The 12,641-nt window shown below is 66.2% G+C and carries 13 protein-coding genes; 8 read left to right on the top strand and 5 right to left on the bottom strand.

What is annotated here, in order from left to right:
- The first annotated feature begins 4 nt into the window (after nucleotides 1-4).
- The 4 genes from F8G81_RS17995 (at nucleotide 5) to F8G81_RS17980 (ending at nucleotide 4,167) form a co-directional block, all read left to right on the top strand.
- The gene (locus F8G81_RS17995; protein ID WP_267276013.1) at nucleotides 5-1,171 is read left to right on the top strand and encodes an RtcB family protein; all 1,167 of its coding nucleotides are present in this window, start codon (nucleotides 5-7) and stop codon (nucleotides 1,169-1,171) included.
- Between the two features lie 135 nt (nucleotides 1,172-1,306).
- Nucleotides 1,307-2,437: an ABC transporter substrate-binding protein gene (locus F8G81_RS17990; RefSeq protein ID WP_267279276.1), complete on the top strand. Its 1,131-nt coding sequence runs from the start codon at nucleotides 1,307-1,309 to the stop codon at nucleotides 2,435-2,437.
- Between the two features lie 43 nt (nucleotides 2,438-2,480).
- Nucleotides 2,481-3,206 carry an ABC transporter ATP-binding protein gene (locus F8G81_RS17985; protein ID WP_267276012.1) on the top strand — a complete coding sequence of 242 codons (726 nt, stop codon included), beginning with the start codon at nucleotides 2,481-2,483 and terminating at the stop codon, nucleotides 3,204-3,206.
- Entirely contained in the window at nucleotides 3,196-4,167 is a 972-nt protein-coding gene (locus F8G81_RS17980) for an ABC transporter permease (protein WP_267276011.1), read from the top strand. The genes F8G81_RS17985 and F8G81_RS17980 overlap by 11 nt, the downstream gene beginning before the upstream one ends.
- A gap of 214 nt (nucleotides 4,168-4,381) precedes the next feature.
- On the opposite strand, the gene F8G81_RS17975 is transcribed toward F8G81_RS17980, so the two are convergent.
- The gene (locus F8G81_RS17975) at nucleotides 4,382-4,966 is read right to left on the bottom strand and encodes a DNA alkylation repair protein (RefSeq protein ID WP_267276010.1); all 585 of its coding nucleotides are present in this window, start codon (nucleotides 4,964-4,966) and stop codon (nucleotides 4,382-4,384) included.
- Nucleotides 4,967-5,308: 342 nt separating this feature from the next.
- Between F8G81_RS17975 and F8G81_RS17970 the strand changes: the two genes are divergently transcribed.
- Complete coding sequence (locus F8G81_RS17970) at nucleotides 5,309-5,785, top strand: SRPBCC family protein (RefSeq protein ID WP_267276009.1); 477 nt, start codon at nucleotides 5,309-5,311, stop codon at nucleotides 5,783-5,785.
- 96 nt (nucleotides 5,786-5,881) lie between these two features.
- Here the strand turns inward: F8G81_RS17970 and F8G81_RS17965 are convergent, their stop codons facing one another.
- A complete protein-coding gene (locus F8G81_RS17965) occupies nucleotides 5,882-6,379 on the bottom strand; it encodes a cupin domain-containing protein (protein ID WP_267276008.1) in 498 nt (165 codons plus the stop codon).
- Between the two features lie 73 nt (nucleotides 6,380-6,452).
- Between F8G81_RS17965 and F8G81_RS17960 the strand changes: the two genes are divergently transcribed.
- From F8G81_RS17960 to F8G81_RS17950, 3 genes are all read left to right on the top strand, one after another.
- A complete protein-coding gene (locus F8G81_RS17960) occupies nucleotides 6,453-7,064 on the top strand; it encodes a TetR/AcrR family transcriptional regulator (RefSeq protein ID WP_267276007.1) in 612 nt (203 codons plus the stop codon).
- A gap of 246 nt (nucleotides 7,065-7,310) precedes the next feature.
- On the top strand, nucleotides 7,311-8,582 hold the full coding sequence (gene cobA, locus F8G81_RS17955; RefSeq protein WP_267276006.1) for a uroporphyrinogen-III C-methyltransferase: 1,272 nt from the start codon (nucleotides 7,311-7,313) through the stop codon (nucleotides 8,580-8,582).
- Between the two features lie 100 nt (nucleotides 8,583-8,682).
- A complete protein-coding gene (locus tag F8G81_RS17950; RefSeq protein WP_267276005.1) occupies nucleotides 8,683-10,149 on the top strand; it encodes an FAD-dependent oxidoreductase in 1,467 nt (488 codons plus the stop codon).
- Nucleotides 10,150-10,269: 120 nt separating this feature from the next.
- Here the strand turns inward: F8G81_RS17950 and F8G81_RS17945 are convergent, their stop codons facing one another.
- The 3 genes from F8G81_RS17945 to F8G81_RS17935 are packed head-to-tail and all read right to left on the bottom strand — an operon-like array spanning nucleotide 10,270 to nucleotide 12,608.
- A complete protein-coding gene (locus F8G81_RS17945; protein ID WP_267276004.1) occupies nucleotides 10,270-11,463 on the bottom strand; it encodes an SRPBCC family protein in 1,194 nt (397 codons plus the stop codon).
- 12 nt (nucleotides 11,464-11,475) lie between these two features.
- Nucleotides 11,476-12,303, bottom strand: coding sequence for a DUF1206 domain-containing protein (locus tag F8G81_RS17940; protein WP_267276003.1), 828 nt, complete (start codon nucleotides 12,301-12,303; stop codon nucleotides 11,476-11,478).
- A gap of 14 nt (nucleotides 12,304-12,317) precedes the next feature.
- A complete protein-coding gene (locus F8G81_RS17935; RefSeq protein WP_267276002.1) occupies nucleotides 12,318-12,608 on the bottom strand; it encodes a hypothetical protein in 291 nt (96 codons plus the stop codon).
- Nucleotides 12,609-12,641 lie beyond the last annotated feature (33 nt).

Genomic DNA, 12,641 nt, shown 5'->3' with positions numbered 1-12,641 from the left:
CGCCGTGGAACAGATCAACAGCAAACTCATCAACTGGGCCTCCATCCTGGATGCCAAAACCCGTGAGCAGGCCCTGGCGACGTCGCGGCTGCCGTTCATCTACCCGCACCTGGCGCTGATGCCGGACGCGCACCTGGGCAAAGGCGCCACCGTGGGGTCCGTGATCCCTACCGAACGCGCCATCATCCCCGCGGCGGTGGGGGTGGACATCGGCTGCGGAATGATCGCCGTCCGGACCCAGTACTCGCTGACGGACCTGCCGAAGGACAGGAAGCGGCTGCGGGAGAACATCGAACGCGCCATCCCGCTCTCGGCCGGACACAACAACCGCAAGGTCCAGGCCACCGCAGAGCCCCGCGTTGCCGAACTGTCCAAGCTGGCCGCCAAGGCCGGATTCAGCCCTGCCCAGTATGTGGCCAACTGGGAGCTGCAGCTTGGCTCGCTGGGATCCGGAAACCACTTCATCGAGGTGTGCGCCGACGAGACCGACGCCGTCTGGCTGTTCCTGCACTCCGGCTCGCGGGGCGTGGGCAACAAGATCGCGCAGCACCACATCGGCGTCGCGCAGAACCTGACCCGGAAAAGGCAGATTACGCTTCCAGATCCGGACCTTGCCTACCTTGAGGAGGGCACGCCACAGTTCAGCCGCTACATCGAGGAGCTGCGGTGGGCCCAGCATTTCGCCCTGCTGAACCGCGAAGAAATGATGGACCGCGTCATCACCCGGTTCAGCACCTGGGTGGGCGGACCGGTCAAGGAGCAGGAGCGGATCAACTGCCACCACAACTTCACCCAGCAGGAAACGCACTACGGGAGGTCCGTCTGGGTGTCCCGCAAGGGCGCCATCAAAGCCGAGCACGGCGATCCCGGCCTGATTCCCGGATCCATGGGGACGGCGTCGTACGTGGTGGAGGGCCTGGGCAATCCCGTGTCGCTGAACTCCTCACCCCACGGCGCCGGGCGCGAATATTCTAGAAATGCCGCCCGCAAAACGTTCTCCCTCGAGGAGTTGAAGAAGGCCATGCGCGGTATCGAATTCCGCGCCACGGAGGCCTTCATCGACGAAATCCCGGCGGCCTACAAACCCATCGACGTCGTCATGAGGGACGCGGCTGACCTGGTCACGGTCCGGCACAAGCTCCGCCAGTTGGTCAACGTCAAGGGCAATTGACGCTGCGCGGGATATGGCGGGCCAAGTCCGGCGAATATGACGCTAGATGAACGCGCGTGACCCCCCGTTTCCGCTTCATTGAACCGGGTTTACGTGACTCCCTATGGTGAACCAATGACTAGTTCCAAGCCCGGGATGATTCGCATCGTGGCAGGCGAAAGCGCGGTGCCCAAGCGCAAGCGTGCCATCGAGGCCGCCCTCGCCATCGGACTGGTCCTTCTGATCGCCGCAGGTGCCGTGGTGGCTTCCACCGTCTCCCGCAATACCGACGCCGCCGCTGCCACCCCGCCGCCCACCCCGGCAGCCGAGCTCAAGCTGGGCTACTTCGGAAACCTGACCCACGCGCCAGCGCTGGTGGGCCTCAAGCAGGGCTTCCTGGCCAAGAACCTGGGCAGCACCGCCCTCAGCACGGAGACCTTCAACGCCGGACCCGCCGCCATTGAGGCCCTGAACGCAGGCGCCATCGACGCTGCGTACATCGGCCCCAATCCGGCCATCAACTCCTTTGTCAAGAGCAAGGGTGAATCGGTCAGCATCATCGCCGGTGCAGCCGCCGGTGGTGCCCAGCTGGTGGTCCGGCCTGAGATCAACTCGGCTGCGGACCTCAAGGGCAAGACCCTCGCCTCCCCGCAGCTCGGCGGCACCCAGGACGTGGCGCTGCGCGCCTGGCTGGGCTCGCAGGGCTACAAAACCAACGTGGACGGCAGCGGCGATGTCCTGATCAACCCCACCGAGAACGCCCAGACGCTCAAGCTGTTCCAGGACGGAAAGCTCGACGGCGCGTGGCTGCCTGAGCCGTGGGCGTCCCGGCTGGTGCTCCAGGCCGGAGCCAAGGTGCTGGTGGACGAAAAGGACCTCTGGGACGGTTCGGCCTCCGGCAAGCCCGGCGAGTTTCCCACCACCATCCTGATCGTGAACAGGACGTTCGCGGCCGAGCACCCGGACACCGTGAAGGCGCTGCTGAAAGGCCACGCAGAATCGGTGGCATGGCTCAATGAGGCCCCTGCCGCGGAGAAGACCGCTGTCATCAACGCCGCGCTGCAGGAGTCGGCCGGCGCCGCACTCCCGGCCGACGTCATCGAAAGGTCCCTGGCCAACATCGTGTTCACCGTGGATCCGCTGGCCGGAACCTACCCCAAGCTCCTCAAGGACGGGGTGGAGGCCGGCACCACCAAACAGGCCGACATCAACGGCCTCTTTGACCTCAAAGCCTTGAACGAAGTGACGGGTGAGTCCATCTCGGCCGCCGGCCTCGGGGACGACTAAACCGCAGCTTTGCAGCATCAACCATCAACGTAAGGACGGGACCATGCCAGTCGTACTGGAAAACCTGGGCAAGCGCTTCGGCGACGGCGCCCCGGTGCTGGACGACGTCAACGCCAACATTGGGAAGGGCGAGTTCGTGGCCCTCCTCGGAGCCTCCGGCTGCGGCAAGTCCACCCTGCTGAACATCATGGCGGGACTGGAGGTCCCGACGTCGGGCGCTCTTGAAGTACCCAGCGACGGCGCGGCCTTTATGTTCCAGGACGCCGCCCTCTTCCCTTGGCTGACGGCCCGGGAGAACATCGAGCTCGCACTGAAGCTGCGCGGCGTGGGCAAGGCCGACCGGCGCGTCAAGGCCGACGAACTCCTGGACTTGGTCCACCTCGGCGGCGCGGGCGACAAGCGGCCGCACGAGCTGTCCGGCGGCATGCGCCAGCGCGTGGCACTGGCCCGTTCCCTCGCGCAGGACCGGCAGCTGCTGCTCATGGACGAGCCGTTCGCGGCCCTGGACGCCATTACCCGCGACCTCCTCCACGACGAGCTGGAGCGCATCTGGAAGGAAACCGGGCGCACCATCGTTTTTGTCACCCACAACGTCCGCGAGGCCGTCCGGCTGGGCCAGCGCGTGCTGCTGCTGTCCTCCCGTCCGGGCCGCGTGGTCCAGGAATGGGCCGTCACCGAGGAACACCGAACCGACGCCGGGCTTGCCGGACAGCTGACCGGGGTCATCACAGCCCGGCTGCGGGAGGAGATTCGCCGCCATGCCAAGTAACCCCACTCCACTCGCCGAGGCCAGTTCCACGGAACCCGCACCCGCACCTGCTGAACCGGCAGAAACCAGGCACATCACCGCCGCGCTGACCCGATCCTCCACCGGGCATGAGGATCTTCGCGAGCTCGAATCTGGCCTTGATTCCCTCCAGTCCGACGCCGCCCGCAAGGCCCGGATTGACTGGAGCCGTGTGCTCCTGCCGATCGCCGCCCTGGTGGTGCTGATCCTCGTCTGGCAGTTCTACGTGTCGCTCGGCGTCAAGCGGCGGGACCTCGTTCCCGGGCCGCTGGATGTGCTGGGGCAGGTTGGCGTGCTGTGGGGCGAGGGGAAGCTGCAGGAAGCTGTCTGGACCTCGCTTCAGCGCGGCCTGGTGGGCTTCCTGATCAGTGTTGCCGTCGCCACACCGGTGGGGCTGCTGTTGTCCCAGGTGGCTCCGCTGCGGCGCGCGTTCGGGCCGCTGATTTCCGGCTTGCAGGTGCTGCCGTCCGTGGCGTGGGTGCCGGCCGCCATCATCTGGTTCGGCCTGACGGATGCCACCGTGTACTTCGTGGTGCTGATGGGTGCCATCCCGTCCATCATCAACGGCCTGATTTCCGGCGTGGACCAGATCCCGCCGCAGTACCGCCGTGTGGGCACCGTCCTGGGCGCATCACGGCTCCAAATGGCGCTGCAGATCATCCTTCCCGCGGCGCTGCCGGGCTACCTGGGCGGGCTCAAGCAGGGCTGGGCGTTCTCCTGGCGCTCCCTCATGGCCGCTGAAATCATCGCGGTGGGCGGAACCATCGGCTTCGGCCTCGGCTCGCTGCTGGACCAGGGCCGCCTGCTGTCCGACATGACCGTGGTGATGTCCGCGATCCTGCTGATCCTCGCCGTTGGCATCCTGATCGAACTGCTGGTCTTCGCACCGATCGAGAAGCGCCTCCTGCGCAGCCGCGGCCTGCTCTCGGGCAGCACCCGCTAGCGCAGGCTTCCCAAAACTGAACATCACGAGCCCGACGGCGAGTCCCGCCGTCGGGCTCTGCTGTGTCCCAGGCACCCCGCAGCCGAAACGGGGCACATTGACACGGACACGCCGCGTTTTGAGCGACTGCAAGCCCTGATCCACGCCAAAGTGCCCCACGACGGCAGCAATCACCAGGCGCTGGTGCGCACTGGCGCTATGACAGCCGGCGGCGTCAGGCAGTTTTAAGCCTCATGTAGTGGTCCCGCTCCGGCTTGTCCAGGTGTTCTATCGCGTAGCGCAAGGCTGTCCGCGGCATCGTGGCGGCGTGTGCGTCAAGGAATTCCAGCAGCCGGGGCATGTCGCTGCGGCCGGCCTCGCGCAGCCAACCTCCGGTGGCCTTGTGGATCAGGTCCTCCGTGTCGTCGAGGAGCAACTCTGCGATGGCGAAGGTGTCCTCCGTGTCGCCGGTCCGCAGGAACCAGGATGTCGCCACGATGGCGGTACGGCGTTCCCACAAGTTGGGCGAGCGGGCCAGGCCGTAGAGGACGTCACGGGGTTTGTCGACGAGCCACCCGCCCACAACGCTGCCGGCGCCAAGGTCCACCAGGTCCCAATTGTTGATCCTGTCATGCCGGCGCAGGTACAGCTCATAGAGATCCCGGCGCAGTTCTTCCGGGGCCTTCCTGCCGGAAGCCTGCAGCGCCATGATCTTGACCGCTCCAGCCCGGGCCTCGTGGATGTCTTTGTCCAGGAGGTCCTCGATCTGCGGCAGTTCCATGGTGACAAACTCTTTGGCCAGCTCGAAGACCTCGCCCATTCGGACTCCTAGAAAGAAGTCACCCTCGGCGTATTCCCCGGGGCCCAGCTTGAAGTAGCGGACTTACTTCGCCTGCTCGGCGTCGGACCGCAGTTCCTGGAGCCGGGCGAGGAATGCGTCGGCGGTGTTGGGGGCGGGCTCTGGAGATCCGGATGCCATGCAGCCAGTCTGGCAGACGCTGGTGGCGGATGGTCGCCTCACTGCCGGCGCCGGGTTTGCGTAAGTCTTGCCGCGGTTACGGATATGAAGTGCCGGATTGCCGGCGGCCGTGGGGTCACCGGTGCCTAAAAGTTACGCCTTTGCGGCATCGAGCCGGTGATTCGGGTCTGGCAGACTGGCGCCATGACCGTCAGCTTTGTGTGCCGCACCGAGTCCGTCCTGCCCCGAAAACAGCTGTTCGACCTCGCACGCAGCATTGACGCCCATATGGACTCCCAGAAGGGCTCGGGGGAGCGGGCGGTTGGAGGCGTGCGGACCGGTCTGATCGGCGAGGGCCAGGAAGTCACCTGGCGCGCCCGGCACTTCGGAATCCCGCTGACCATGACAAGCCGCGTCACCGCCGTCGACTTTCCCGGCAGCTTTGTGGATGAGCAGGTGAGGGGCCCGTTCAAGTCTTTCCGGCACGTCCATGAGTTCGAGTCCGCCGGCGAAGGCAGCATCATGACGGACCGCGTGGAGTTCGCGGCGCCATTCGGAATCCTTGGCCGCCTGGCCGAGCGGCTGTTTCTGCGCCGCTACCTGCAACGCCTCATCGCCGAGCGGGGCCGGTTCCTGGCTCACCCCTCAGAAGGTGGAGGCCGCCGTCGTGGGGCACATTGACACGGACACGCCGGGTTTTGAGCAGCTCCAGGGCCTGATCCACCCCAAAGTGCCCCACGACGGCGGCGCATCCCTGGGGCGGAAGTGCCCGGCGCCTCAGTGGCTTTCCGGGAACGGCGGGGGACCGATGATCTCGATGCCGCCATTTACCCGCCCTGATTCGCGGATGCGGTTGAAGTCCACCACCCCTGCCACTTCCCGAGGAGCCATAGGTTCGCTCGCGCCGAAGTAGAACTCCTGGGCACTGCCCGGGGTGTGCAGGCACAGCACGCGGGTCCCCTCCTGAAGGACTTTGAAGGCGTGCGGAACACCTCTCGGTGCGATGGTCACACCACCCGCAGCCACCCGGTGTTCAGTCCCGTCCATGTGCATCAGGATCTCCCCGGCCAGGATGTACATGGTTTCGTCCGAGTCCGGGTGGGTGTGCAGAGGTGTGACCTTGTTCAGTCCCATCTCGTCTTCGAACAGGAGGAATGCCCCCGCAGTCTCCTCTGCTGTCGCCTTCCACGTATGCACGCCGCCCCCGAAGAACCAGCGCCGGGGGCCTTCGCCGGGCTGCCGGATGATTGCTGTGGCTGAGTTCTTCGTCTCCATGGTGCCCGCCTCGATGCATTGATAACTTTATGGGACTGATGTCCCATCACAAGACTGGTGTACCATGAAGCCCATGTCAAGGGCTTATGCGGACGTGGGACGGACGGGCCAGAAGCGCCGGACGCTGGATGCCCTGGTTGCTGCCGCGCGCCAGCTCGTTGCTTCCGGTGCCACGCCTACGGTGGACGAAGCCGCACTCCTCGCGGGCGTCGCCCGGAGCACCGCCTACCGGTATTTCCCCGGCCAGAGAGAGTTGCTGGCCGCGGCCCACCCGGAAACCGCCCGGACCTCGCTGCTGCCTGCGTCACCTCCTGAGGACGTGGCCGAGCGGCTGGATGCAGTGGTAGCGGAGTTCACTGCGATGATCATCGAAACCGAAGCCCAGCAGCGGACCATGCTTCGGCTTTCGCTCGAGCCCGCCGACGGTCAGCAGCACTTGCCCCTCAGGCAGGGCCGGGCGATCGGCTGGATCGCCGAGGCACTCTCCCCGCTTCAGGGAAAGATGGACGAGAAGGACATCCATCGGCTTGTCCTGACCATCCGAAGCGCCATCGGCATCGAGGCGCTGGTGTGGTTGACGGACATTGGCGGCCTCGGCAGGGAAGAGGCGGCTGCTTCCATGAGATGGACGGCCTCGGCCCTCCTGTCCCACGCGCTGACCCACGGACTTCCGCCCAAGGCCTGACCCGCCGTCGGGCCCTGCTGTTGTCCGTGGCTGCCGCGACCGAACAACCGCCGAAACGGGGCACATTGACACGGACACGCCGCGTCCCGAGCAGTTGCAGGGCCTGATCCGCCCCAAAGTGCCCCACGACGGCGGCCCGCCACTCTGCCCCGTGCTGCGAACCCTAAGTTACGCCGGGTTACCTTACGTGAACTGGTGTTTCCGCCGTCGTTGTTGGGGAATGTGACGCGGCCCTATCGTCGATCTATGGCAATTCAGGATATTTACCCCACAGCACTGCGGCTGCTCGGCCGCCCCGTGCTGGTGGTGGGCGGCGGACCCGTGGCTGCGCGCCGCGCCAAGGGCCTGCTCGACGCCGGTGCCCGGGTCACCGTCGTGGCTCCCGTTGCCTCCGCTGCGCTCCGTGAACTCGCCGACGCCGGCCTGCTCACCTGGGAGCCACGCACCTACCGTACGGAAGACGTCGACGGCGTCTGGTTCGTCCAGACCGCCACCGGCGATGCGGCCGTGGACACCCAGGTTTCCAAGGATGCCGAGGCGCAGCGCATCTGGTGCGTCAACGCCTCCGACCATGAAGCCTCGGCCGCCTGGACTCCCGCCGTCGCCGTGGTGGACGACGTGAAGATTGCCATCAACGCCGGGGGAGACCCGCGCCGGGCCATGGCCTTGCGCGACGCCGTCGCCACCGCACTGGAAACCGGCGACCTCCCGCTGCGCCGGCGCCGTACTTCGAAGGACACGGCTTCCGCCGGAAGCGTGGCCCTCGTGGGTGGCGGACCGGGCGACACCGGCCTGATTACCGTCCGCGGCCGCCGGCTCCTGGGCCAGGCCGACGTCGTGGTGGCAGACCGTCTCGGCCCCCGCGAACTCCTGAATGAACTTTCCCCCGACGTCCGTGTCATTGAGGTGGGCAAGACCCCCGGCCACCACCCCGTGCCGCAGTCCGAGATCAACCGGATCCTCGTGGACGAAGCACTCAAAGGCAACCGCGTGGTCCGGCTCAAGGGCGGCGACCCCTACGTCCTGGGCCGCGGCGGCGAGGAAGCCGAATTCTGCCGGCAGCACGGCGTCGAGGTTGAAGTGGTTTCCGGCGTCACGTCCGCGATCTCCGTACCCGCCGCCGCCGGCATTCCCGTGACGCACCGCGGCCTGGCCAAGGGCTTCAGCGTGGTCACCGGGCACGAGGAACTTTCCGAGGTCCCGGCCAGGGCGGATCACACCATCGTCCTGCTGATGGGCGTGGGCCAGCTGCGCGAATCTGCAGCCGCCCTCCACAGTGCCGGTTTGCCTCAGGACACTCCAGTTGGCATCGTTGAGAACGGCTATCTGCCGAATCAGCGCGTGACGATCGGCACGCTGGGTTCCATCGCCGACCAGGCGGAAGCCACCGGCGTCGCAAATCCGGCGGTGATTGTCATCGGTGACGTGGTGCGCGTGAGCCCGTTCGCGCCGTCGCACTTCAAAACCGCCGACTATGGCACCACCACCCCGAACAAGCCCCGAGTCCTCACCACCTAGCCCACCAACCCAACTAAGTAGCGCTAACTGTCGTTATGAGCCCTCAAAACGACAGATAGCGCTACCCAGTTGGGCCGGATCGAACAAAAGGAACACAGCCGTGTCATCAAGCACCACCGTAGGCTCTGCCGATCGTCCGCTGCGCGTCGCCGTCGTGGGCTCCGGCCCGGCAGGCGTCTACGCCGCTGACATCCTCACCAAGAGCGAGGCCGTCAAGAGCGGCGAGCTGACCGTGAGCATCGACCTCTTCGACCGCTACCCGGCACCCTACGGCCTGATCCGCTACGGCGTGGCCCCGGACCACCCGCGCATCAAGGGCATCGTCAACGCCCTGCACAAGGTCCTGGACCGCGGCGACATCCGATTCTTCGGCAATGTGGACTACGGCACCGACCTCTCCATCGAGGACCTGCGCACGCACTACGACGCCGTCATCTTCGCCACCGGCGCCATCAAGGACGCGGACCTGAACATCCCGGGCATCGAGCTGGACGGCTCCTACGGTGGCGCTGACTTTGTCTCCTGGTACGACGGACACCCGGACGTTCCCCGCGAATGGCCGCTGGACGCCAAGGAAATCGCCGTGATCGGCAACGGCAACGTGGCGCTGGACGTGGCCCGCGTCCTCTCCAAGCACGCCGATGACCTGCTGGTCTCCGAAATCCCGGACAACGTCTACGCCGGCCTGAAGGCATCCCCGGTCACCGACGTGCACGTCTTCGGCCGCCGCGGCCCCGCCCAGGTGAAGTTCACCCCGCTGGAGCTGCGCGAGCTGTCCCACTCCAAGGACGTGGACATCATCCTCTACGCCGAGGACTTCGAGTTCGACGAGGAATCGGACCGCCTGATCCAGAGCAACAACCAGGTCAAGACCATGGTGGGCACGCTCACCAACTGGATCGCCGAGCAGCCCGAGGACCTCTCCGAGCTCACCGCATCCCGCCGCCTGCACCTGCACTTCCTGCACAGCCCGGTGGAAATCTATGACGACGCCGAGACGCCGGGCAAGGTGGCCGGCATGAAGTTCGAGCGCACCGAGCTGGATGGCACCGGCAACGCCCGCGGCACCGGCGAGTTCGTGGACTACCCGGTCCAGGCCGTGTACCGCGCCATCGGCTACTTCGGTTCCGCGCTGCCGGAGATCGAGTTCGACCACAAGAAGGGCGTAGTGCCGAACGACGGCGGACGCGTCCTGGATGCCGCCGGCACCCACGTGCCGGGCATCTACGCCACCGGCTGGATCAAGCGCGGCCCGGTGGGCCTCATCGGCCACACCAAGGGCGACGCCCTGGAGACCGTGACCTACCTGCTGGAGGACCGCGAAAACCTGCCGGTCGCCGCTGTTCCCGAGGCTGACGCCATCGTCGATCTCCTTGACTCCCGTGGCGTGAAGTTCACCAGCTGGGAAGGCTGGCTGGCCCTGGACGCCCACGAGCTCGCCCTGGGCGCCGCAGCCACCGAAGCCGGCGGATCGCACGGCGTCGAGGTCAAGCGTGAGCGCATCAAGGTGGTGCCGCGCGAGGACATGGTGGACATCTCCCGTGACGGTGTAGCCGCCCAGGTCTAACCTGAAGAGCGCGAACTGGCAGCACATGACCGCAAACCGCACGGTTGAGGTCATCTGCTGCCAGTTCGCGCTTTCTTTTTACGCCCCGCTCTAAGCCGCGAACGTTTTAACCCAGCCCGGCTAACTCCCGGCTCCGCCGGCGGCCATGAGTTCGAGCCGGTTGAGTGTTTCGCGGTTGCGGGCGAGGATGAGGGCATCCCGCAGGGGCTTCGGCACAAACTTCCCGGGGCCCCGCACCGCGTCTTCGGCCATGGTGACGCGGCACTGCATTCCCTGGTCCTCGATGGTGATGAGCACTTTGGCCTCGCCCGCCGGCCACACCCGGGCCACCAGTTCCAGCGAGCGGCCGGGTTCGACGTCGGCCACACTGGTGCTGTCATTAATCACCAACGGCCAGGCCCCCACGGAATGGTGGAGCCTGGATCCCTTGTCCGGCCATTGCGCGTCGACGGCCCGGATCCGCGACGCACCCACCACCCAGCCGGAGTAGAGCCAGCCGTCCGCGATGACTTTCCACACTTCCTCCGCCGGGGAGTTGAAAACCTTGCTCACTGTTGCCATGGGCTTCCTTTCGGTCAGGGCGAAGGGCCCACGGGTATGGGATGAATTACGGGGAGAATGAGGGGCAGGTTGCTGGGCCGCCCGGTACGAGCGCTCCCGCAGGCGCCGGGTCCATGGGTACGTCCCCGCGTCTGGCAGAGGATGTTCCAAGGGGTTGAAGCGGAGCGGAGTATCAGGGGCGCCTGGAGTTTCCCGCAGCCGAAGCTCGCCGGCGCGCACCCACTGCCCGGCCGGCTTGGCGAAGCAGAGTTCCAGGACCCAGTCCCCGGTTGACCCGTCCGCCGGCCGTTGCAGCGTCCGCAGGCCCAGAAGCACAGGACCGTACTGCCCCTGGTATGGCATAAGGGTGGTAAGCGCGGCATCGGAAACACTCCGCCGGGGTATGAGGGCAAACCGGGCGGGAAACCGCCAGCCAGTGGACGCGAACAGTACGTCTGCGGCCGCACCGGATGGATTGATCCGCAGGGCAAGGCCCAAAATGTCAGGGAACGACGGCGGCAATCCCACCGACCGTGAGAAACGCGCCTTGACCGGTTCAACACCGGGCGAATCGAGCCAGTCGAGGCCGCTCACCTGAGGCCCGTCGCCCTTCCTGGTCAGCTCACCGTCAAAGCTGACTCCCTGGGGATGGATGGGCCTGTCAGGCCGCACCACCTTGATGGCCCGGAACAGGGCAGCGAACGTCCACCCCGCCAGTTCCGTGGCGGGCACTGCCGGATCAGGCCCGCGGGTGTTGGAACCCATCGCTTTCATCGGAACCACCTCCTACATCCTGCCGAAGCGTGCCCGGACCAGCGCAAAAATGCCGTAGCAAATGAAGCCTGCGCCAATCGCCACCAGAAGGGAAGGGCCGAACGGGTGTTCCCGGAGTGCCTTCAGGCTGCCGTCGAGCCCCGTGGATTCGTCCGCATTCTGCTTTCCGGCCGCGATAACAAAGAGCAGCCCGGTCAGGTTGAGGGCGATTCCCTTGGCCACGTGGCCCGTGAGCCCCAGAGCATCGATGAGCTTGCCGCGGTGGGAGCCGTCAAAATGGAAGAGCTCGTCCTTGAAACCACGGCGCAAACCCTTCGCCACAAAGTAGATCCCCACTCCCATGATGGTCAGCCCCAGGGCTATCAGGACCCACAGCCCGAAGGGGGCTCCCAGAAGTGCAGCGCTGAAGTCACGGGTGGTTCGGCTGGAATCGGCACGCAGCCCCACGGCGAAGCCCGCAAAGCTCAGGCCCACGCTGCCGTAGGCCAACGCCAGGAACCCTGACGAGACCAGTTTGGCCAGGCGTTCCTTGCGTGGCAGGTGCCGGGCGCGGAGCGTTGCCTCGCTCAGTTGCCAGAGCGCCAGCCCCGTACAGGCGATGAGGCAGGACCACATCACGGCGGGGCCCCAGGGGTTGGCAGCCAATTGTTCAATGGCGCCCGTCGCTTCGGCCTGGCCGGGCTGACCGAAGGCAACAGCGACGGCGATGGCGCCAACGATCACATGCAGCAGGGCCACAACGGCGAAGCCGGAACGAGCCACGACATCCAGCGCCTTGGCGTTTGATGCCTCCTCGACAGCGTCGGCCGCCTCGCTCATGGTGGAGTCCCCGTCTGACATGGCTTTCCGTCCAGCTACCCGTTCATGGGGCCTTCGGCATGCAGCTTCTCGGCTCCCGGGCCTTCCACTGTGACGGTGCAGCGGACCACCAGGCTGTCCGGGGCTGTATCCAGCTCCACCAGCGTTTCGTGGGCATTCAGGACCGTGAAGGCCTCGGAACCGGCCAGGACAGTGAAACCCCTCGCCTCGGCCGTGCGGCGCGCGTTCTCGAATGCATCATGCTGAAGCTTCTCAACATATCCGCTCTCACCCTCACGGGCGGCGTCGCCAAATGCCCACCCAAACAGGGTCCCTTTGTTCTCCATGGCTGCGATATTACGCGTGTGCGGCTGCATTAA

Source organism: Arthrobacter sp. CDRTa11 (genome assembly GCF_026427775.1).
Lineage (GTDB): Bacteria > Actinomycetota > Actinomycetes > Actinomycetales > Micrococcaceae > Arthrobacter.
Note: the sequence above shows the minus strand (reverse complement) of the source record. Positions and strands in the feature narration are given on the sequence as shown.

What these genes read in the sequence shown, in the direction of transcription:
- F8G81_RS17980 (WP_267276011.1), top strand. Translation starts at nt 3,196, where the DNA reads ATGCCAAGTAACCCCACTCCACTCGCCGAGGCCAGTTCCACGGAACCC.
- cobA (WP_267276006.1), top strand. Translation starts at nt 7,311, where the DNA reads ATGGCAATTCAGGATATTTACCCCACAGCACTGCGGCTGCTCGGCCGC.
- F8G81_RS17945 (WP_267276004.1), bottom strand. Translation starts at nt 11,463, where the DNA reads ATGAAAGCGATGGGTTCCAACACCCGCGGGCCTGATCCGGCAGTGCCC.
- F8G81_RS17975 (WP_267276010.1), bottom strand. Translation starts at nt 4,966, where the DNA reads ATGGGCGAGGTCTTCGAGCTGGCCAAAGAGTTTGTCACCATGGAACTG.
- F8G81_RS17985 (WP_267276012.1), top strand. Translation starts at nt 2,481, where the DNA reads ATGCCAGTCGTACTGGAAAACCTGGGCAAGCGCTTCGGCGACGGCGCC.
- F8G81_RS17935 (WP_267276002.1), bottom strand. Translation starts at nt 12,608, where the DNA reads ATGGAGAACAAAGGGACCCTGTTTGGGTGGGCATTTGGCGACGCCGCC.
- F8G81_RS17970 (WP_267276009.1), top strand. Translation starts at nt 5,309, where the DNA reads ATGACCGTCAGCTTTGTGTGCCGCACCGAGTCCGTCCTGCCCCGAAAA.
- F8G81_RS17990 (WP_267279276.1), top strand. Translation starts at nt 1,307, where the DNA reads ATGATTCGCATCGTGGCAGGCGAAAGCGCGGTGCCCAAGCGCAAGCGT.
- F8G81_RS17940 (WP_267276003.1), bottom strand. Translation starts at nt 12,303, where the DNA reads ATGTCAGACGGGGACTCCACCATGAGCGAGGCGGCCGACGCTGTCGAG.
- F8G81_RS17960 (WP_267276007.1), top strand. Translation starts at nt 6,453, where the DNA reads ATGTCAAGGGCTTATGCGGACGTGGGACGGACGGGCCAGAAGCGCCGG.
- F8G81_RS17965 (WP_267276008.1), bottom strand. Translation starts at nt 6,379, where the DNA reads ATGGAGACGAAGAACTCAGCCACAGCAATCATCCGGCAGCCCGGCGAA.